The 20650-nt window shown below is 72.0% G+C and carries 15 protein-coding genes; 8 read left to right on the top strand and 7 right to left on the bottom strand.

Going from position 1 to position 20650, the window contains the following annotated elements:
• Positions 1-105: 105 nt before the first annotated feature.
• Both IEJ02_RS38320 and zapE read right to left on the bottom strand, forming a co-directional pair.
• Positions 106-1509 (bottom strand): alkaline phosphatase PhoX, encoded by a 1404-nt coding sequence (locus IEJ02_RS38320; RefSeq protein ID WP_191069014.1) that lies wholly within the window; start codon positions 1507-1509, stop codon positions 106-108.
• Between the two features lie 203 nt (positions 1510-1712).
• Positions 1713-2828, bottom strand: coding sequence for a cell division protein ZapE (gene zapE, locus IEJ02_RS38325; protein ID WP_191069015.1), 1116 nt, complete (start codon positions 2826-2828; stop codon positions 1713-1715).
• 67 nt (positions 2829-2895) lie between these two features.
• On the opposite strand from zapE, the gene IEJ02_RS38330 reads away from it, so the two are divergent.
• The 4 genes from IEJ02_RS38330 to msrB all read left to right on the top strand — a co-directional run bounded on the left by IEJ02_RS38330 (position 2896) and on the right by msrB (position 6415).
• Entirely contained in the window at positions 2896-3753 is an 858-nt protein-coding gene (locus IEJ02_RS38330) for a pyrimidine reductase family protein (RefSeq protein WP_191069016.1), read from the top strand.
• A 75-nt stretch (positions 3754-3828) separates the two neighbouring features.
• A complete protein-coding gene (locus tag IEJ02_RS38335; protein WP_137979937.1) occupies positions 3829-4305 on the top strand; it encodes an indole-3-glycerol phosphate synthase in 477 nt (158 codons plus the stop codon).
• A gap of 266 nt (positions 4306-4571) precedes the next feature.
• A complete protein-coding gene (murC, locus tag IEJ02_RS38340; protein WP_191069017.1) occupies positions 4572-5993 on the top strand; it encodes a UDP-N-acetylmuramate--L-alanine ligase in 1422 nt (473 codons plus the stop codon).
• Between the two features lie 14 nt (positions 5994-6007).
• The gene (msrB, locus tag IEJ02_RS38345) at positions 6008-6415 is read left to right on the top strand and encodes a peptide-methionine (R)-S-oxide reductase MsrB (RefSeq protein ID WP_191069018.1); all 408 of its coding nucleotides are present in this window, start codon (positions 6008-6010) and stop codon (positions 6413-6415) included.
• Positions 6416-6515: 100 nt separating this feature from the next.
• Here the strand turns inward: msrB and treZ are convergent, their stop codons facing one another.
• Together treZ and IEJ02_RS38355 are read right to left on the bottom strand one after the other, a co-directional pair.
• Positions 6516-8273, bottom strand: coding sequence for a malto-oligosyltrehalose trehalohydrolase (gene treZ, locus IEJ02_RS38350; protein ID WP_191069019.1), 1758 nt, complete (start codon positions 8271-8273; stop codon positions 6516-6518).
• 155 nt (positions 8274-8428) lie between these two features.
• Entirely contained in the window at positions 8429-9337 is a 909-nt protein-coding gene (locus IEJ02_RS38355) for a GNAT family N-acetyltransferase (protein WP_191069020.1), read from the bottom strand.
• 366 nt (positions 9338-9703) lie between these two features.
• On the opposite strand from IEJ02_RS38355, the gene IEJ02_RS38360 reads away from it, so the two are divergent.
• The gene (locus IEJ02_RS38360; RefSeq protein WP_191069021.1) at positions 9704-10282 is read left to right on the top strand and encodes an AMIN-like domain-containing (lipo)protein; all 579 of its coding nucleotides are present in this window, start codon (positions 9704-9706) and stop codon (positions 10280-10282) included.
• A 120-nt stretch (positions 10283-10402) separates the two neighbouring features.
• Here IEJ02_RS38360 and IEJ02_RS38365 read toward each other — a convergent pair whose 3' ends face one another.
• From IEJ02_RS38365 to glgX, 3 genes are all read right to left on the bottom strand, one after another.
• On the bottom strand, positions 10403-11521 hold the full coding sequence (locus IEJ02_RS38365) for a lytic polysaccharide monooxygenase (RefSeq protein ID WP_191069022.1): 1119 nt from the start codon (positions 11519-11521) through the stop codon (positions 10403-10405).
• A gap of 271 nt (positions 11522-11792) precedes the next feature.
• The gene (treY, locus tag IEJ02_RS38370) at positions 11793-14381 is read right to left on the bottom strand and encodes a malto-oligosyltrehalose synthase (protein WP_191069023.1); all 2589 of its coding nucleotides are present in this window, start codon (positions 14379-14381) and stop codon (positions 11793-11795) included.
• 276 nt (positions 14382-14657) lie between these two features.
• A complete protein-coding gene (gene glgX, locus IEJ02_RS38375) occupies positions 14658-16802 on the bottom strand; it encodes a glycogen debranching protein GlgX (RefSeq protein WP_191069024.1) in 2145 nt (714 codons plus the stop codon).
• A gap of 221 nt (positions 16803-17023) precedes the next feature.
• Here glgX and IEJ02_RS38380 point away from each other — a divergent pair, with 221 nt between their 5' ends.
• From IEJ02_RS38380 to IEJ02_RS38390, 3 genes are all read left to right on the top strand, one after another.
• Positions 17024-17842 (top strand): Tat pathway signal sequence domain protein, encoded by an 819-nt coding sequence (locus IEJ02_RS38380; RefSeq protein WP_191069025.1) that lies wholly within the window; start codon positions 17024-17026, stop codon positions 17840-17842.
• Positions 17843-17941: 99 nt separating this feature from the next.
• Positions 17942-19267 (top strand): copper amine oxidase, encoded by a 1326-nt coding sequence (locus IEJ02_RS38385; RefSeq protein ID WP_191069026.1) that lies wholly within the window; start codon positions 17942-17944, stop codon positions 19265-19267.
• Positions 19268-19356: 89 nt separating this feature from the next.
• The gene (locus tag IEJ02_RS38390; RefSeq protein WP_191069027.1) at positions 19357-20604 is read left to right on the top strand and encodes a DUF5919 domain-containing protein; all 1248 of its coding nucleotides are present in this window, start codon (positions 19357-19359) and stop codon (positions 20602-20604) included.
• Positions 20605-20650: the final 46 nt, after the last annotated feature.

Genomic DNA, 20650 nt, shown 5'->3' on the forward strand with positions numbered 1-20650 from the left:
CCCCGGCCACCGCCGCGAGGCGGCCCCCGGCCGCCACCGCGAGGCGGCGGCCTCTGAGCCAGACGCCGTCGCGCAGCGACACAAAGCTCCGCCGGGCGACAGACCCTAGTGGCGCCAGGGCCCCGTCACGGCGAACGTCGTGCCCGGGGTGTAGCAGTTCACGTACATCGTGCGGCGGTCCGGCGCGAAGGTGACGCCCGCGAACTCACCCCACTCCGGCTCCTCCGGTGTGCCAATGTTCTGCCGTCCCCGGGCCATCGCGTAGACCTCGCCGCGACGGGTCACCCCGAAGACATGCTGCGCGCCGTTGCCGTCCTCGCAGACCATCAGGCCGCCGCTGGGCGCGAGCGTGATGTTGTCGGGGGACTCGCCGGGGAGCTGGAGATCCGTCTCGGGGCCGAAGACGATCACCAGCGTGAGGCGCCTCCGATCGGGGTCGTAGCGCCAGATCTGGCCGAAGTGGTCGGCCGCCGAGCCGTCCGCGCTCTTGGCGAAGCTGGAGACGAAGTAGACCGACGTACCGCCCCAGTAGCACCCCTCCAGCTTCTGGGCGTGGGTGATGCCCCCGGGGCCGAAGTCCTGGAAGCGGATGGGGGTTTGGCGGGCGAGCGGGTCGGGGACGTCCACCCACTCGACGCGGTCGAAGGTGGTGCCCGGCTCCTGGATGGTGGACAGGTCGGGCACCCCCGGCACGCGCAGCGCCTGCAGCTCCCCGCCCGCGCGCAGCGAACCGATGCCGCCGAGCGGCTTCTTCGGCCGGAAGCGGTAGAAGAGCCCGAAGGGCTTCTCGAAGGCGTCCTCGGTCTCGTAGACGACACCGCTGCGCGGATCGACCGCGATCGCCTCGTGCTGGAAGCGGCCCATGGCGGTGAGCGGGACGGCGCCGGTGCGGCGCGGATCGTAGGGGTCGACCTCGAAGATGAAGCCGTGGTCCTTGGTGTAGCCGTTCGTACCGGCCCGGTCCTCGGTTTCCTCGCAGGTCAACCAGGTGTGCCAGGGGGTGGGGCCGCCCGCGCAGTTGACCGCGGTGCCCGCGATGGCCACCCGCTCGGACAGCACCTGGTTGCCGGAGTCGAGCTCCAGGGCGGTACAGCCGCCCAGGCCCATCGGGTCGTAGGTGAGGCCGGGCACGGCGGGGACGCGGATGGCGGCGTCCTTACGGTTCTCATGGTTGCGAACCAGATGCGTACGGCCGCGGTGGCCGCCGGCACGGCCCGGGAACGCGGCCATGCCGTCGCAGTGGCTGGGGACCTTGCCCTCGCCGGAGCGGAGTTCGTCGCCCTCGCGCGAGAGCACCCGGTAGCGGAATCCCTCCGGGAGGTCGAGCAGTCCGTCGGGGTCGGGGACCAGGGGGCCGTAGCCACCCCGGCCGAGCGGTGGGGAATCCGGTTCGGCGGCCGCGGCCGTCCCGGCGAAGAGCTCGGAGACGCTGCCGGTGAAGGCGATCGAGGCGATGGAGGCCCCCAGCGCGCCGGTGCGGCCGAGAAGCTGACGTCGTGTCGCTGACATGCGGTAACTCCCTGCTGGCGGACAGAGAAGATGACCGGACGTGTGTATCACGCGCGCGGGCGCGCGGGAACCATTCGATCAGCGATGCGCGGGAACCGTTCGATCAGCGATGCGCGGGAACCGTTCGATCAGCGATGCGCGGGAACCGTCCGATCAGCGATGCGTGGGAGCCGTCCGATCAGCGGTGCGCGGGAGCCATCCGATCAGCGCGCGTACGACGCGTCGGCCAGCCCCTTCGCGTCACGGGCGAGGGCGGTGAGCCGGGATATCGCCCGGAAGTACTTCTTCCGGTAGCCGCCGCTCAACATCTCCTCGCTGAAGAGCTGGTCGAACGGCACTCCGGAAGCCAGTACCGGCACCTCGCGGTCGTAGAGCCGGTCGGCCAGCACCACCAGCCGCAGCGCGGTCGACTGGTCGGGGACCGGGGTGACCCCGGTCAGGCAGACGGCCTGGACGCCGTCGCACATCGCGCCGTAGCGGCTCGGATGCACCCGGGACAGATGGTCCAGCAGGGCGGGGAAGTCGTCCAGGGAGGCGCCGGGGACGCGGTGCGCGGCCCGGGTGACCGTCTCGTCGGAGTGCGGGGCCGGGGCCGCGGGCAGTCCGCGGTGGCGGTAGTCCTCGCCGTCGATGCGCAGCGCACGGAAGTGGGCGGACAGCCCCTGTATCTCGCGCAGGAAGTCGGCCGCGGCGAACCGGCCCTCGCCCAGCTTGCCGGGCAGCGTGTTGGACGTCGCGGCGAGCGCCACGCCCGCCTCCACCAGCTTGCCCAGCAGCGTGGAGACCAGCACGGTGTCGCCCGGGTCGTCCAGCTCGAACTCGTCGATGCACAGCAGCCGGTGGCCGCTCAGGGTCTTCACGGTCTGCTGGAAGCCGAGCGCGCCGACCAGGTTCGTCAGCTCCACGAAGGTGCCGAACGCCTTGAGCTCGGGGGCGGCCGGGGTGGCGTGCCACAGGGAGGCCAGCAGATGGGTCTTGCCGACGCCGTAGCCGCCGTCGAGGTATATCCCGCGCGGGCCGCCGCCCGCGGCGGGCTTGGCCTCGCGGCGGAACCAGTGCCTGCGGCGCCCGCCCTTCGCGTCCGCGCCGCCGCCGAGCCGTGCGGCGAAGGCTCTCAGCGCCTCGACCGCCTCGGCCTGGCTGGGCTGGCCGGGGTCGGTGATGTAGTTGTCGAAGCTCACGGTGGCGAAGCGGGGCGGCGGCACCATCTCGGCGACCAGACGCTCCGCCGGAACCTGCGGCGCACGGGCGGTGAGGGCTGCGGGGGCTTCGGCGGCTATGCGGCCTGCCGAGCCGGATGCGGTGGTTGGTGCAGACACGGATGTCCAGGGTAGTCGCTCTTCACCCGACCACTGTCCGAGAGGGAGGCATGTCACACTGCGGCCTATGCGACGCCTGTTCCCCGTGCCTGTCCCCGCGCCTGCTGAAACGTCTGCCGAGACCTCTGCCGAAACGTCCGCCGAAACCTCTGCCGGCCCCTCTCCCGAAACATCCGTCGAAGACCGCGAATGGGCCCTTGACGAACTGGCCGACGCCTATGCGTATCCGGAGCCGCCGCACGGCCCCTCCGGCGCCTATCTGCGGGCCAACATGGTGTCCTCGCTGGACGGGGCGGCCCATCACGACGGCCGGTCGAAGCCCCTGTCCTCCGACGCGGACATGCGGATCTTCGGGGTGCTGCGCGGGCTCGCCGACGCCGTCGTCGTGGGCGCGGAGACCGTGCGCCGCGAGGGCTACCGCCCGGCGCGCGCCCGGGAGGCGTTCGCCGAGCGGCGGGCGGCGCTCGGCCAGCCGCCCGCGCCCGCGATCGCCGTCGTGAGCGCGAGCCTGGACCTGGACTTCTCGCGGCCGCTGTTCACCGAGCCGCTGGTGCCGACGATCGTGATCACGGGCGCGACGGCCGCGGAGGAGCGGATCGGAGCGGCCCGTGCGGCGGGGGCCCAGGTGGTCTTCGCCGGGGCCGGGCCGTCCGGGCGGGTGGACGCGGCGGCGGTCGTGACCGCGCTCGCGGAGCTCGGCCACACCCGGCTGCTCACGGAGGGCGGGCCCACGCTGCTGGCGGAGTTCGCGGCGGCCGGTGTGCTGGACGAGCTGTGTCTGGCGGTGGCCCCCCTGGTCATCGCGGGGGACGCGAAGCGGATCATGAACGGCCCCGTGCTGAGGGAACCGGAAGCCTTCACTCTCGCTTCCGTTCTGGAGGAAGCCGGGTTTCTTTTCACCCGCTACCGTCGGATTTACCAATAACTTACAAAAACGTCTGCAAACCCGCGAAGAGGACCGCGAAGGAGAAGGGCATCCGCCGTGTTCACGAGCGTATTGATGATCGAGAAGCCCCTGACCCCCGCCGACGTGGAATTCGTCACCACCCTGCACGGCGATGACCCGGTCTCCTTCGTCGTCCTGATGCAACCCCGGGGCAGCAAGGACCGGCTGCTGCGCGCGATCGACGACATCGCCCTCGGCGAGCTGGAGCAGGCCGCCCAGGAGGGGGACGAGCCGGAGGGCAAGGAGGCGCTGGAGCCCGCCGAGCGGGCGCTGACCCACTCGGTGGCGGCGCTCGAGGCGGCCGGGAGCCGGGCCCGGGGCCATGTCGTCCAGCGCCGTCCGCTGGAGGTGCTGCGCGGTGTGGTGGAGGAGACCCGGGCCGATGAGGTGATCGTCCTCACCGCCCCGCACTTCGTGGAGGAGTTCTTCCACCGGGACTGGGCCTCGCGGGCGCGCCACAAGGTGGGGGTGCCGGTGCTGAAGCTCTTCTCGCACGCGGTGGACGAGGACCAGCCCACGGCAGGCGGCTGAGCCGCGGCCCCGGCCCCGGCCCCGGCGGCCATCGGCTGAGCCTCGGTCCGGACCCCGGCTCCAGTCCCGGCCCCGGCCCCGGCTCCAGTCCCGACTCCGCCCCCGCCCCCGGCCCCGGTCCCGGTCCCGGCCCCGGTCCCGGCCCCGGTCCCGGTCCCGACCCCGGCCCCGGCCCCGCCTCCCCCCGCGGCCATCGGCGGGGCGGGCCGCCGGGGGTGCGAGAATCGGGCCGACAGCACACACCGCGAACCAGGGGAGACCCGTACATGGCACCGGCCGGCACCGCCTCCGACACGCTGGATCGACCGCACTTCATCGGCATCGGCGGCGCCGGGATGTCGGGCGTGGCGAAGGTCCTCGCCATGCGCGGCGCGCGGGTCTCGGGCAGCGACACCAAGGACTCGCCGATCGTCGGGGCGCTGCGTGAGCTCGGCGCGACGGTGCACATCGGCCACTCCGCCGATAACCTCGCCGCCGACACCACCAGCGTCGTCGTCTCCAGCGCCATCCGCGACGACAACCTCGAGCTGGTCACGGCGCGGGAGCGCGGCATCCCGGTGGTGCACCGCTCCGACGCGCTCGCCGCGTTGATGGACGGCTCCCGGCCGATCGCGGTCGCGGGCACCCACGGCAAGACGACCACGACCTCGATGCTGGCCGTCTCGCTGCGCACGCTCGGCCTGGACCCGTCGTACGTCATCGGCGGCGATCTGGACGCCCCCGGCTCCAGCGCCCTCCACGGCGCGGGCGAGATCTTCGTCGCCGAGGCCGACGAGAGCGACCGCAGCTTCCACAAGTACGCGCCCGAGGTGGCGATCATCCTCAATGTGGAGCTCGACCACCACGCCAACTACGCCTCGATGGACGAGATCTACGAGTCCTTCGAGACCTTCGTCGGCCGGGTCCGGCCCGGCGGCGCGCTGGTGATCTCCGCCGACCACCCCGGCGCCCGTGAGCTGACCGCCCGGGTCAGCGGGCGCGACGGGCTGCGGGTGCTCACCTACGGCGAGGACGCGGGCGCGGACGTGAGGGTCCTGGCCATTCAGCCGCACGGGCTGACCAGCGAGGTCACCGTGCGGCTCGCGGAGTCCCTGGGCGGCGCGGAGCTCACCTTCACCGTCTCCGTCCCCGGCCGCCACTACGCGCTCAACGCCGTGGCCGCCCTCACCGCGGGCGCCGCCCTCGACGTCCCGGCCGCCGAACTGGCCCCCGCCCTCGCCGCGTACACGGGCGTCAGGCGGCGGCTCCAGCTCAAGGGCACCGGGGCCGGGGTGCAGGTGATCGACTCCTACGCCCACCACCCCACCGAGATCGCCGCGGACCTCGAGGCGATCCGCGGCGGCGCCGGGGAGGGCCGGGTGCTGGTGGTCTTCCAGCCGCATCTGTTCAGCCGTACCCAGGAGCTGGGCACCGAGATGGGCGAGGCGCTCGCGCTCGCCGACGCCTCCGTGGTCCTGGACATCTACCCCGCCCGCGAGGACCCGGTCCCCGGCGTCACCAGCGCCCTGATCATCGACGCCGCGGCCCGCCACGGGGCGGATGTGACCGCCGAGCACGACCGCGCCGCGGTGCCCGAGCTGATCGCCGGAATGGCGAAGCCCGGTGACCTTGTTCTCACCATGGGCGCTGGCGATGTGACCGACCTCGGTCCGGAGATCCTCGCCCGTCTGCAGAGCCCGGAGAACTGAGGAGGTCCGTCCCCATGGCGTACGAGATCGACAAGCCGGAGGAGCAGTGGCGCGCGGAGTTGACCCCGCAGGAGTACCACGTGCTGCGGGAGGCCGGCACCGAGCGTGCCTTCACCGGTGAGTACACCGACAGCAAGACGGCCGGCGTCTACTCCTGCCGGGCGTGCGGGGCGGAGCTGTTCCGCTCGGAGACGAAGTTCGAGAGCCACTGCGGCTGGCCGTCGTTCTACGACCCGGCGGACAGCTCGGCCGTCGAACTGCTCGAGGACCGCTCGCACGGCATGGTCCGCACCGAGGTGCGGTGCGCCCGCTGCGGTTCCCACCTGGGCCATGTCTTCTCGGGCGAGGGCTACCCCACCCCGACCGACCAGCGGTACTGCATCAACTCCATCTCGCTGCGGCTGAGCCCCGAGGAGAGCTGAGCCCCGAGGAGAGCTGAGCCCCGAGGAGGGCTGACGCCCGAGGCCAGGCTCAGGCGTCTCGGCCTGGGCTTCGGGCTTCGGGCTTCAGGCCCCGGGCTCCTCAGCGTGAGCCGCAGCGCAGCACGGCGGCGGTCTCGGGCGGCAGCCTCAGCATGCCGTCCGGGCCCGGCAGCTCGATCCGCCGCCAGGCGGCCACCACCTCGGTGACCTCGCCGGTCCGTGGCCCGAGCCAGGTCTTGACCGGCCGGTCGCTCGGGTTGAGCAGCACCCGCAGCGGGCCGCGCTGAAAGCTGAAGCAGCCGTCCGAACCGGAGGACAGGCCCGTGTACGACCACGTGGGGTCGGTCAGGGCCGGTTCGGCGCGGCGCAGTGCGATCAGCCGGCGGTACCAGTCGAGCAGCGCCCGATGCGGCTCCCGCTCGGGCTCCCGCCAGTCGAGGCAGGACCGCAGCCGGGTGGCCGGGTCCTGGGGGTCGGGCACGTCGCCTTCCGCCCAGCCGTGGGCGGCGAATTCCCGGCGACGGCCGGACCGCACCGCCTCGGCCAGCTCCGGATCCTGGTGGTCGGTGAAGTACTGCCAGGGCGTGCGGGCGCCCCACTCCTCGCCCATGAAGAGCATGGGGGTGAAGGGCGCGCACAGCACCACGGCCGCCGCACAGGCCAGCAGCCCGGGGGAGAGCCGGGCGGAGAGGCGGTCGCCGACCGCGCGGTTGCCCACCTGGTCATGGGTCTGGGCGTAGCCGAGCAGCCGGTGCGCGGGGGTGGTGTGGGTGTTCAGCGGACTGCCGTGGCGGCGGCCCCGGAACGCCGAATGGGTGCCGTCGTGGAAGAAGCCGCCCATCAGCGTCTTGACCAGCGCCCCGGGCCCCTCGGCGGCGAAGTCGGCGTAGTAGCCCTGCCGCTCACCGGTGAGGAATGTGTGCAGGGCGTGATGGAAGTCGTCGTTCCACTGCGCGTACAGACCGTGGCCGCCCGCCTCGCGCGGGGCGGTGGTGCGCGGATCGTTGAGGTCCGACTCGCCGATGAGGAACAGCGGCCGGCCGGTGCGGGCGGCCAGCGCGTCCACGGCGGCCGACAGCTCGGCCAGGAAGTGCCGGGCCCGGGTGTCGCGCAGCGCGTGCACCGCGTCCAGCCGCAGCCCGTCGAGGCGGAAGTCGCGCAGCCAGGCGAGCGCGCTGCCGATGAAGTACGCGCGCACCTCGTCGGAGCCGGGCGCGTCGAGGTTGACCGCCGCGCCCCAGGGGGTGTGGTGGGTGTCGGTGAAGTACGGGCCGAAGGCCGGGAGGTGGTTCCCGGAGGGGCCCAGATGGTTGTGGACCACATCGAGGACCACGCCGAGGCCGTGCCCGTGCGCGGCGTCCACGAACCGTGCCAGCCCCTCCGGCCCGCCGTACGGCTCGTGCACCGCCCAGGGCGCCACGCCGTCGTACCCCCAGCCATGGGTCCCAGGGAACGGGCAGACGGGCATCAGCTGCACATGGGTGATGCCCAACTCGGCCAGGTGCGGCAGCCGTTCGGCCGCCGCCTCGAAGGTGCCCTCATGGGTGAAGGTGCCGATGTGCAGCTCGTAGAGGACCGCGCCCGGCAGCGGCCGCCCGAACCACTCCCGCTCCCAGCGGAAGCGGGAGTGGTCGACCACCGCGCTCAGCCCCTCCGGGCCGTCCGGCTGGCGGCGGGAGCGCGGATCGGGGAGCGGCGGGCCGTCGTCGAGCGCGAAGCCGTACCGCGTGCCGGGCCCGGCCTCGGCCTCGGCCCGCCACCACCCCGCGCGGCCCGGGTCGGGCTCCATGGGGCGGTCCCGCCCGTCCACATGGAGCCCGACCCGCTCGGCGTGCGGCGCCCACACCTCGAACAGCACTGGCGTCTCCTCACCTCGACCCGGCTACGGACCTCGACCTGGCTACGGTGCTCGACCTGGTTGCGGTCCTCGACCATGCTGCGGGACGCGGCGCCGGCGGCGCAGCAGGACGACATCAGTCAGACTCAGACGCAGGCTCGGACGCAGGCTCAGGCTCAGACGAGGTCGATGCGCTCCTGGGTGATGGGATACCCCGCCCTGGCGAAGTGCGCGGCCATGGGCAGGTTGGGCTGGTCCGTCGCCGCCGCGATCTTCGTGGCCCCTCGTTCCACCAGATCGTGGGTGCACTCCACGAGCAGGTCGTACGCGTAGCCGTGGCCGCGCTGCTCGGCGACGACCCCTATGAAGCCCACGCAGGGGCCCGACGGATTGTGCGCGGGCACCTGGATGCCGACCAGCTCGCCCTCGGGCGTCCAGGCCAGCCGCCGCCACTCGCGCGGCGACGGGCACCAGGAGAAGAAGTCCATGAGCTCGCGCACCGCGGCGTCGGCACCTCCTCGTTCGATGGCGCGCCGGTCGTGGGCGTCGAGCGAGCCGGGCATGATGCGGCGCAGCGCGTCCTCGATCACCGCGTCATCGGGCTCCGGCCGGAACTCGAGACGCCCCGGTCGGGCGGGCAGTCCGCACTCCGGCGTCCACTCATAGCGGTAGCGCTCGACCAGCGGCTCGAGCCCGCCCGCCACGGCGGCGTCGACCCGGGCCTGGGCGGCGGCCCGCACCTCGGGCCGATCGCGCCAGCCGGGCGGGGCCAGCAGGCTGTACTCGGCGCGCAGCGGTGCGGTGCGCAGCAGTTCGGCGGCGGCGTCGGCCTCGCCCTCGGCGAAGTCGAACCAGTCCAGGGCGATGGGCGCGGCGTCCTCCGGCCCGGCCCACCACGCGGCGCGGGCCACGACCCGCCCCTCGCGCAGCGCCACCCAGGTCCAGTCGGGGCGGTACTCGCCGCCCTGGCCGACGGTGGCGTAGGTGTGTCCGAAGGCGCCTCGGCCGACGAGCGTGGGCACGCGCAGGTCATGGAACAGATGGGCGTCGCCCTCGGTGAGGGGACGGATGACCAGATCGGTCATGGGATTCCTTCCAGGAGAGTGTCGCGCTCCCGGTCGGATGCCTGATCGAACGATGTGTGATCAGACGCGGATACGCCCGGGGGACAGGGGGCGGGAGCGCGGAAACGTCGTGATGTCCATTGCTCTCGCCTCCTTCCTCGATCACGGGCGTGCCCGCACTCTAGCCACATCCCCGCCTCCGCGTCCACGCCTTATGGGACCGGAGCCGATGGGGTCCGGGACGGCCGGGGATGTCACCGGAAAGCCGGAACTTTAGGGGGGTTCCCAAGATTCTTTCGGCGGGGACAACCTGCGCTCCCCACGCTCGGTCACACCTCATGCGTCACGACGACGCACTACCCCGAATCGATTCAACGGAGGTTGGACATGCGACGGTGGGGAACCGCGATCGCGGCGATCGTGCTGGCGAGCGCCGGTCTGGCGGGGACGGCCGGGGCGGCGCAGGCCGTCGGCACGAGCCGGGCGGCGGCGTGCGCGACCGCCTGGGGCAGCCTCGACAGGACAGATCCGGCCCTCAGCGGGAAGCCGCTGGAGAACATCAGAACCGGTCAGAACGAGTGTTACGACCGCATGGTCTTCGACATCAAGGGCGCGACGGCCGCCGACCGGATCGGCTACCGCGTCGGCTACGTCGAGACCCTGAACCAGGCCGGCACCGGTGACCCGATCCCGGTCGGCGGCGGGGCGATCCTGGAGATCAAGGTGGGCGCGTCCAGCTACGACTACGAGACGGGCAAGAGCACGTACCCGGGCAAGGCCCGACAGCCGCTGCCGGGGGTGGACGTCTCGGGCTACCAGACCTTCCGGGACACCCGCTACGCGAGCAGCTTCGAGGGGGAGACCCAGGTCGGGCTCGGGGTGCGGGCGCGGCTGCCGTTCCGCGTCTTCCAGTCGGACGGCCACCTGGTCGTGGACGTCGCCCACTCCTGGAACGCGGCGAGCTGAGCGGGGCCGGTCTGCCGCCCGCTAGGGGGAAGGAGCGGCAGACCGGCGCGCGGGATGAGGTGCACCTGACAGATCGATGAGCGGGTCGGAGCACCTGCGTGGACCGGTGTGAGACGCAGACTAGTGCACCATGCAGATCGGCGCGGCCGTTGTGTCCGGAGAGCCGCCGCCGGCCGTATAGCCGAAGGTCGTCGAGGCCCCGGTGGCCAGTGAACCGTTCCAGTCGGCGTTGGTGACCGAGGCCGAGGAACCGGTGGTGGTCAGCTTGCCGTTCCAGACGCTGTCGATCCGCTGCCCGGACGGCAGCGTCCAGTCGACCATCCATGAGGAGATGGGCGTGGCACCGGAGTTGGAGACCGTCACCTCGGCCTGGTAGCCGCCGTTCCAGGTGCTGGTCACCTCCTGGGTGGCGGCGCAGGAGGCCGTCGGCGGATTGCCCGGCGGGTCCGTGGGGTCGCTGCCACCGCCGCCGCCGCTGGCGGCGCCCGGGACCGTCACTTCGCCGTTGCCGCCGTCGAAGACCACGTCGGAGCAGCTGTAGAAGGTCTCCTGGCTGTCCGAGCGCGTCCACACGGTGTAGATGATGTGGCGCCCGCTCTTGCCGGAGGGCAGATTGGCCGTCCAGGTGTACTTGCCGTCCACCGTGCCGACCTGGCCGGACAGCGGCGGGTTCGTCACCGTGTTGAACGGCTGGTCCTCCAGGTCGTTCCAGGTGAGCGGCTTGGTCGGGTCGATCGGGTTCTTGGTGACATAGCTGCGGAACGACCCCGGGTGCGCGGCCCAGGCGTTGTACGAGAACTGCATCGACTTGCCGGACGTCAGATGCGTCACCGGCCAGTCCTTGCTGCCCACGTCGAAGCCGGAGAAGTCATAGACGGTGGCCGCGCCGCTGCACAGCTTGCCGTCCGGGATGAACCCCTTGGTGCGGCCCGCGCCGTCCGAGCGGAGCACCGCGAACCAGTTGTAGAACGGCGTCGCGCCGCTCTTGTCGTACGCGGCCTTGCACGCCGGGTTGGTCGGCTTGACCTCACCGGTCGAGGACAGGCTGTACTTCCAGCAGAGATAGGTGCGGCTGCCCGGCGCCATCGGTGCGCCGTGCGCGGAGGCGCTGCCGCCGGAGAAGAAGACGAGGCCCAGGGCGGGCAGGACCGAGAGCAGGACCAGCAGTACGGACCTGCGCGCGCGGGAGCCGCCCGGCGGGCGTGCGGAAGAGGCGAGTGCCAGTGATCGTCGAGGCATTGCGCGTGCTTTCCCTTCGACGTGAACGGGTCAGGAACCGTCGGCGTGGGAGCGCTCCCAATTTCTTGGTGAACGTAGCGCGCCCCCGGGCAGCTGTAAATGCTTCAGGGCATGAAGGCCGCAGGCCTTTCTGGCGGGCCGTCAGGCAGGGTGGTGAGGGGGCCGTTCCGGTGGGCTCGGACGGGCCGTTCCGATGGCCCCGGACGGGCTGCTCCGGTGGGCCCGGACGGGCTGCTCCGTTGGCCCCGTACGGGCTGCTCCGGTGGGCCCGTCAGATCCGGATCAGCAGCGCCATCGGAAACCGGGACAGCAGCGCATCCAGCGCTGCCGGGCCCTCGGCGGTCCGCCCGGTCAGCAGGTCCCGCCAGCGGCCCGGTGGCAGCGGCAGCCGGGTGGCGCCCCAGCCGCCCGCCTCCGCCAGCCGCCGCGACAGCCGGGTGACCACGGTGACGGCGCCGCCGTGTGTGCCCTCCGTACTCTCTGTCCGTAAGAAGGCCACGCAGTGCCCGGCGGACGGACCGGAGGCGGACAGCGGCGTATACGCACTCCCGGGGCCGAACCACCCCGGACGCTTCCGGCGCAGGTTCAGTGCCGCCTGGGTGAGCAGCAGCTTCTCGGCCGACGGGCCGTCAGCCGGCTCGCCGCCCAGTGCGGGCGGGCGGCGGTTGTCCGGGTCGACGAGGGCCATATAGACGTGTTCGGTGCCCATATAGAGGTCGGGAACGCCCGGCATGGTGAGCTGGAGCAGGGCGGCGCCGAGCGCGTTGGCCCGCGCCGGTCCGTCGAGTTCGGCGCCGATCGCGGCCCACACGGACGCGTCGGCCGCGCACGGCCCGGCCTCCAGGAAGGCGGTCACCTCCGCCTCGTACGCCGCGTTCTGCTCCGTCCAGGTGGTCCGCAGCCCCGCCTCGCGCACCGCCTTGAGGACGGCCGGGACCAGCCGTTCGGCGTCCCCGTGGCCCAGCGCGAGCGCGGTCTGCCAGGCCGTCCAGGCCAGATGGGGGTCGGGGGCGGGGGCCGAGCGGGTCAGCTCCTCCACCGTCCGCGCCCACCAGCCCGGGCATTCGGTGAGCGCCGCGAGCCGGGACCGGGCGTCCGCGCTGCGCTTGGTGTCGTGCGTGGAGAGCACCGTGCCGGTGGCGGGCCAGTCCCTCAAGCGCCGGGCCGCGAAGGCGTGGAACTCCTCCGGGGCCACGGCCGGTCGCCCCGGATCGCCGCCCACCTCGGCGGCCGACAGCAGCGGGGTGTAGCGGTAGAAGGCGGTGTCCTCCACCGACTTGGCGCGCAGCGCGGCCGCCGTCTGGGCGAAGCGGGCGCAGAAGTCGCGGTGGTCCGGGCCGTCCCCGAGCCCGCCCAGCGCCGCGTCCCGCACCACGCGCACCGCCTGGGCCTCCTGCGCCACCGTGAACGCCTCCCGGGCACCCGCCGCCGCCGAGCGCAGCATCACCGCGTCGGAGTCCGACGCGGGCGGGCCGCCCACGGCGGCGTACGGACGGTAGACCGGCAGCCGCACCAGCAGCTCCCGGATCGCCGTGCGCAGCGCCCAGGGCGCGTGGTCGCGCAGCCGGGGGTCGGACTCGCAGATGCGGGAGGCGGTGCGCGTGAGCCGTTCCACCTCGGCGGCCAGCTCATGCGTGACCACCTCATGGGCGGCACGGCGGACCGTGGCGGCCCAGTCGCCGCCCAGGTCGGCCGGGGGAGCGGCGAAGGCGCGGTAGAGGGCGGTCAGCTTCGCCAGACCGTCCGGGTCGACGAAGAGCCCGTCGATGTGGTGCAGCGCGTCATAGCCGGTGGTCCCGGCGACCGGCCAGGTGGCGGGGAGCCGCTCGTCCCGGGCGAGGATCTTCTCGACGACGGTCCAGCGGGCGCCGCCGCCTTTCGGCGTTGCCCACCGGCCGATGTCGCTTTCTGGCGCGGTCCAGCGGCCGCCGCTTTCTGGCGTGGTCCGCCGCCCGCTCCCGCCTTCTGGCGTGGTCCGCCGCCCGCCGCCGCTTCCTGGCGTGGTCACCCGGCCGCCCCCGCCTTCTGGCGCGGGCCGCCGCCCGCTCCCGCGCTCCCCGTCACCCGTCGCCGCCCGCACCGCCTGGTCCAGCCGCCGCAGATAGCCCTCCGGGTCGGCGAGCCCGTCCGGGTGGTCGATCCGCAGCCCGTCCACGACCCCGTCCCGGACCAGCTCCAGCAGCGTGGCATGGGTCGCGGCGAACACCTCCGGGTCCTCCATCCGCACCGCGATCAGCTCGGAGATGGTGAAGAACCGCCGGTAGTTGAGCTCGGTGCGGGCCAGCCGCCACCAGCCGAGCCGGTACCACTGGGCGTCCAGCAGCTCGGCGAGCGGCAGCCCCTCGGTGCCGGGCCGCAGCGGGAAGGCGTGGTCGTAGTAGCGCAGAGTCCCGCCCTCGACCCGCAGCCGGTCCCATTCCTCGCCGAGCGGGCCGCCGAGCACCGGCAGCAGCACCTTGCCGCCGTGGGCCCGCCAGTCGATGTCGAACCACCGCGCGTACGGCGACTCCGGCCCCTCCCGCAGCACCTCCCACAGCGGCGCGTTGAGCCACTCGGGGGCGGGGGCGGCCATGTGGTTGGGGACGATGTCGACGATCAGCCCCAAGCCGTGCTCCCGCGCCGTACGGGCGAGTGCGCGAAGCCCCTCCTCGCCGCCCAGTTCGGCCCGGACGGCGGAGTGGTCCACCACGTCATAGCCGTGGGTGGAGCCGGGCACCGCCTCCAGCACGGGGGACAGATGCAGATGCGAGACGCCGAGCGAGGCCAGATATGGCACCGCTCGCTCCGCCGCCGCGAAGGGGAAGGCGGGCTGGAGCTGGAGACGATAGGTGGCGGTGGGTGTGCCGGGGTCAGCCGTCATATGAACGTACGTACCCACCCCACGCGCCCCATCAGAGCTCTGCACGCCCGAACGGACGCGACGCGCGCGCCTTGGCGGCGCCTGGCCCGAGGTGTGTTGTCCGGCGGATCGGACGCCTGCGGCGGGCCGCTCCCCTCCCGGCCCCTCCCCGAAACTGGGGCTCCGCCCCAGACCCGGCCGCGTCGCAGGCGGTGCGTTCGACGCCCTGGCCGGTGAGCCGAGCGCGGCGACGATCGGCTCGTCGACCCCGGGGTCCAGGGGCGGAGCCCCTCAGACCTAAGCCGGCCGCTGCAGTACCATCAGACTGCGGTCCACCAGGGTCAGTCGGTCGCCCGCCGCCACCTTCGAGCCGCTGCCCGGCTCCACGCCCTCCGTCGCCGCCGTGTCCACGATGACCTGCCACTGCTTGCCGTGGTCGATGGGCACGACGAAGTCCAGCGGCTCGTGGTGGGCGTTGAACAGCAGCAGGAACGAGTCATCGGTGATCCGCTCCCCGCGCGCCCCGGGCTCGGAGATCGCGCTGCCGTTGAGGAAGACCGCGAGGGACTTGGCGTGCGCCGCCTGCCAGTCGCGCGGGGTCATCTCCTCTCCCTCATGGGTGAACCAGGCGATGTCCGACAGCTCGTCGTGGGTGCCCTCCACCGGCCGTCCGTGGAAGAAGCGGCGGCGCCGGAAGACCGGGTGGTCGCGGCGCAGCCACACCAGCGAGCGGGCGAAGCGCAGCAGCTCAAGCGCCGAGCGGTCCTCCCACTCGCCGTCCTGCCCCTTGGCGTGATCCGGCCACCGCACCCAGGACACCTCGTTGTCCTGGCAGTACGCGTTGTTGTTGCCGCCCTGGGTGCGTCCGAACTCATCGCCGTGGCTGAGCATCGGCACGCCCTGGGAGAGCATCAGGGTGGCGATGAAGTTGCGCATCTGGCGCTGGCGCAGCGTCCGCACCGCCGGATCGTCGGTCTCGCCCTCGACCCCGCAGTTCCAGGACCGGTTGTAGCTCTCGCCGTCCTGGTTGGACTCGCCGTTGGCCTCGTTGTGCTTCTCGTCGTAGCTCACCAGGTCGCGCAGGGTGAAGCCGTCATGGCAGGTGACGAAGTTGACCGAGGCCAGTGGGCGCCGCCCGTCGCCCTGGTAGAGGTCGGAGGAGCCGGTCAGCCGGGAGGCGAACTCGGCCAGAGTCCTCGGCTCGCCGCGCCACAGATCCCGCACGGTGTCCCGGAACTTGCCGTTCCACTCGGTCCACAAGGGCGGGAAGTTGCCGACCTGGTAGCCGCCCTCGCCGACGTCCCAGGGCTCGGCGATCAGCTTCACCTGGCTCACCACCGGATCCTGCTGGACCAGGTCGAAGAACGACGACAGCCGGTCCACCTCGTGGAACTGCCGGGCCAGCGTCGCCGCCAGATCGAAGCGGAAGCCGTCCACATGCATCTCGGTCACCCAGTAGCGCAGCGAGTCCATGATCAGCTGGAGCACGTGCGGGGACCGCATCAGCAGGGAGTTCCCGGTGCCGGTGGTGTCCATGTAGTACCGGCGGTCCTCGGTCAGCCGGTAGTACGAGGCGTTGTCCAGGCCCCGGAAGGAGAGCGTGGGGCCCAGGTGGTTGCCCTCGGCCGTGTGGTTGTAGACCACGTCCAGGATGACCTCGATGCCCGCCTGGTGCAGCGCCCGGACGGCCGATTTGAACTCCAGCACCTGCTGGCCACGGTCGCCCCAGGAGGCGTACGCGTTGTGCGGGGCGAAGAAGCCGATGGTGTTGTAGCCCCAGTAGTTGGCCAGGCCCGCGTCGGCCAGCCGGTGGTCGTGGACGAACTGGTGCACGGGCATCAGCTCCAGCGTGGTGACGCCCAGCTCCGTCAGGTGTTCGATGATCGCCGGATGGGCGAGCGCCGCGTAGGTACCGCGCAGCTCCTCCGGCAGCCGGGGATGGCGCATGGTCAGCCCCTTGACGTGCGCCTCGTAGATGACCGTGCGGTGGTAGTCGGTGCGCGGCGGGCGGTCGTCGCCCCAGTCGAAGTACGGATTGACCACGACCGACGCCATGGTGTGCGGGGCGGAGTCGAGGTCATTGCGCTGGTCGGGCCGCCCGAAGTGGTAGCCGTAGACCTCCTCGCCCCAGTCGATCCGCCCGCTGATCGCCTTGGCGTACGGATCCAGCAACAGCTTGGCGGAATTGCAGCGGTGGCCGAGCTCCGGTTCGTACGGGCCGTGGACCCGGAAGCCGTAGCGCTGCCCCGGCATGATCCCCGGCAGATAGGCGTGGCGCACGAACGCGTCGGACTCCCGCAGCTCGACCGCCGTCTCCGAGCCGTCGTCGTGCAGGAGGCACAGCTCGATGCGGACAGCGGCCTCGGAGAACACCGCGAAGTTGGTTCCGGCGCCGTCGTAGGTGGCGCCAAGGGGGTAAGCCTGTCCCGGCCAGACCTGCATACGTCGACTCTTCCACTTCTTCTCCGGGGGCCGCGAGCACCCCGGGCACCGGACGGAACCTGACCGACCCTGCATCCTTTCCCAACTGGCCGGAGTCATCGGCTCTTTCGACAGAACTTCCTCAGAAGTGAGGCAACCTACGGCCATATCGGTTCGTCCTACCGGGTGACCTGACGCATACGCGTATCCCGCTATGCGGTCTGATATGACGACAGGGGGGAATGGGGGAGGATGTGCGCAAGGTGATGCACCGCCACCTGGGCAAGGTGGTGGCAGGCGCGGCCGTGGCGATCACCGCCACGGCGGTCATGGTCGGGGTGACGCTCCCGGGGAGCGCGTCCGGCGAGGAGGGTTCGGGTGGGGGACCCCAGAGCTCATCGGCGGAGCAGGGCCAGGCGGCCCGGCAGCTGCCCGGTGTGGTGGAGGACGCGCCCGAGCAGGGCAAGACCGGCAGCGGCCGCGATCCGCTGACCGACGACGAGATGAAGCGCGCCCAGAGCCTCGCGGCCGGCCGCGACTTCCGCATGAGCGGTGAGGACGTCAAGGGCGCCAAGGGCCCCGAGCGGCTCTCCACCGACCTCGCGGAGCTGAGCCCCGACGAGGTGGGGGCCGCCGACCCGCCGCGCCGCGCCGAGGTGACGTACTACGACTACAAGGACGACACCTACGTCATCAAGACGGTCGACCTCGGCAGTGGCAAGGTCACCGGCACCGACACCCAGCGCGGGGTGCAGCCGCCGCCCAACCGCGACGAGGTGATGGAGGCCGCGCGGCTGCTGATGGCCGACAAGCTGGGCGAGGGGCTGAAGAAGGACTTCAAGAACGCCACCGGCAAGGCGCTGACCCGTCCGGACCAGCTGACCGTCACCGGCTTCGTCTACCGCGCGGGCGAGGGCAGCAACCCCGGTCCGGCCTCGGTCCAGGACTGCGGCAAGCACCGCTGCGTACGGCTGTTCACCCGGGTGGTGAACGGCCCCTGGATCGACACCCGGCAGATGGTGATCGACCTGAGCGCCCACAAGGTCACCAAGCTCGCCTGATGGCTGATGCCTGACGGCTGACCGCTGACGGTTGACGGCCGAAGCGCCCGGCACCGGCGCTTCGCACACCCCTCAACGCTTCATTACAGGAGTCTTCCCATGCCTGACAGCAGGCTCCGCCGCGCCCGTGCCCGGGCCGCGGCGGCCATCGGCGCCTCGGCGCTGCTCGGCACCGTGGCGATCGCCGCCGGGCCGGTCGGCAGCGCCCAGGCGGCCCCGCGGACCGCTGCCGCGGCGGACTGCAGCGCCCCGTACAGAATCGAGCAGAAGCTCGATGGCGGCACCACCTGGCGGATGTGCTGGCACTACGAGAGCAAGGCCGGGCTCGTGCTCGACGACGTCTCGTACCAGCCCAAGGGCGAAAGCGCCCCGATCAAGGTGCTGACCTCGGCGAAGCTGGGCCAGATCCATGTGCCCTACGACGACGGCAGCAATGAGTACGACGACCTCACCGGGCAGAACTTCGCCCAGGGGCTCCAGCAGCTGGATCCGGCCGAGTGCCCCGGCGGCACGATCAAGACCGTGCGGGTGCCCGACGCCTGGGACCCCGATCACCCGAATGTGAAGGGCCTGTGCGCCACCACCCGGGCCCGCGGTCACGCGTACCGCATGGGCGAGGGCGGCTTCGGGGCCGGCAGTGAGAACAAGGTGTACCAGCTCCAGGGCAAGGACCTGCTGGTCTACACCGTCAACCAGGTCGGCTGGTACGAGTACATCACCGAGTGGCGGTTCTCCGGCGACGGCACCATGACCATGCAGGTCGGCGCCACCGGCACGCTCTCCCCGATGGACTACGACGCGGGCGACGGCCGCGGCTGGCCCATCGGCAAGGGCGCCAAGGACTACGCCACCAGTCATGCCCACAACGTCTTCTGGCGGCTGAACTTCGGGCTGGACGGCTCGCCCAAGAGCAAGGTCGAGCAGTACGACTCCAAGACCACCGCGACCTCCGGGCGGATCCCGAAGACCAAGACCACCCGCACCAAGGTCACCAAGGAGCTGGCCGGTGACGCGGCGGCGGCGCGGTGGTGGCGCGTGGTCAGCACGGCGGGCAAGAACAAGGACGGCCATCCGCGCAGCTACGAGATCGTTCCCGGCCACACCACCAAGTACCAGGGACGTAGTTTCACCAAACACGACGTCTACTTCACCGAATACAACAAGTGTGAGCAGTTCGCCAGCAACAATCTGCGCAGCTGCGCTGCCGGTAAGAGCGTCGACAAGTGGGTCAACGGGCAGACCCTCAAGCACCCCATCGTGTGGGTCAACATCGGGTTCCACCACATCGCCCGGGATGAGGACCAGGAGCCGATGCCGGTGCACTGGCAGGGCTTCCAGCTGTCCCCGCGCGATGTCACCGCTATGAATCCCCTCACGCCGCCTGCACTGTCCGGGCACAACGGCCATACAGAAGAGGCACGTTGATCTGATAGGCAGGACCTGAGTGTCGCACCGCCCCCGCCAGCGCAGTAGTCTGCGGTGATCGTTGGACGGGGGCGGAAGGCGGTGCACAGGTGAGCTCGGGCGGGCTGGAGCTGCCCCCCGGTGACGGAGGTCCCGGGGGTGATGGCTCCACCGACGCACCTCCCGGCGCGGTGTCCCTGGTGCGGCCGATGGAGATCGGAGCGGAACTGGACTGGGGCGCCGAAGCCTGGAGCGAGGTGCGCACACGCGCACGCCGGGCCGGACGGGCGTACATCTGGCTCAACCTCGTGGAACAGCGGCTGCGCGCGGTCGTCAGCGCCGTGCTGCGGCCCATCTACGAACCGGTCCACGGCGAGGACTGGGTCATCGCCGCGGCCGGCCCCGCCGGGCAGGAGTGGGTACAGCGGGCCGTCGCGGTCCGGGAGGTCAGTCGGCGCAAGGGCTATCTGCTCGACCCGGCCGACGACAATGTCGTCAGTTTCCTGACCCTGCCGCAGCTGCGGGAGCTCCTCGTCCAGCACTGGCCGTGCTTCGAGCCGTATCTCGACGACCGCCGCGAGGTGGAGCTGGTCCTGGACGAGCTGGAGGTCGCCCGCAATGTGGTCTCCCGCAACCGCGCCCTCTCCGAGACGGTCCTCGCCCAGGCCGAGCGGGCCTCCGCCCGGCTGCTGGAGATCCTCGGCAGCGGCACCGGCTCCCCCTCCGCCGACCGGCTGCCCATCGACGCCGTCGAAGACCTCGTCGGCGACCGCTACGCCGACGTCGTGGGCGTCCATTCCGACCGGGTGCGGCTCCAGCGCCAGCTGCCCGCCGAGGACCTCTTCGGCAACGCCCGCCGGCTCGACGCCGTCGGCATCGGGCTCAACCTCCTGGTCCAGAACTACTCCGGCCGCCGGCTGGTACGGCTGGCCGAATCCGGCTGCCGGGCCCGGCTGCTCTTCCTCAACCCGGCGAGCAGCGCGGTGCGGCGGCGGGAGCGCGAGCTCGGCCTGAAGAAGGGCGAGATGAGCCGCTCGGTGGAGATGAACATCCTCCATATGCGGCGGGTGCGCGCCCGGCTGCGGGACCCGGGCGCGTTCGAGATCCACGTCTTCGACGAGACGCCCCGCTTCACCGCCTACCTGGTCAACGGGGACGGCGCGGACGGCCTCGCGGTCGTCCAGTCGTACCTGCGCAAGGCCCGGGGCATGGAGGCCCCGGTCCTGGTGCTGCGCGGCGGCGGGCGGGGCCGCGAGGTCGTCCGCGAGGGCGGGGCCGAGGAGGGCGAGGGCGGGCTCTTCGGCACCTACCGCGAGGAGTTCGAGAGCGTCTGGGCGGACTCCCGGCCGGTGTCCTGAACGGACGTTATGCCCGGTGCCCTGCCCCTCCCCGCACAGCGTCGAT

The organism is Streptomyces sp. 5-10 (assembly GCF_014712245.1).
Classification (GTDB): Bacteria; Actinomycetota; Actinomycetes; order Streptomycetales; family Streptomycetaceae; genus Streptomyces; species Streptomyces violaceusniger.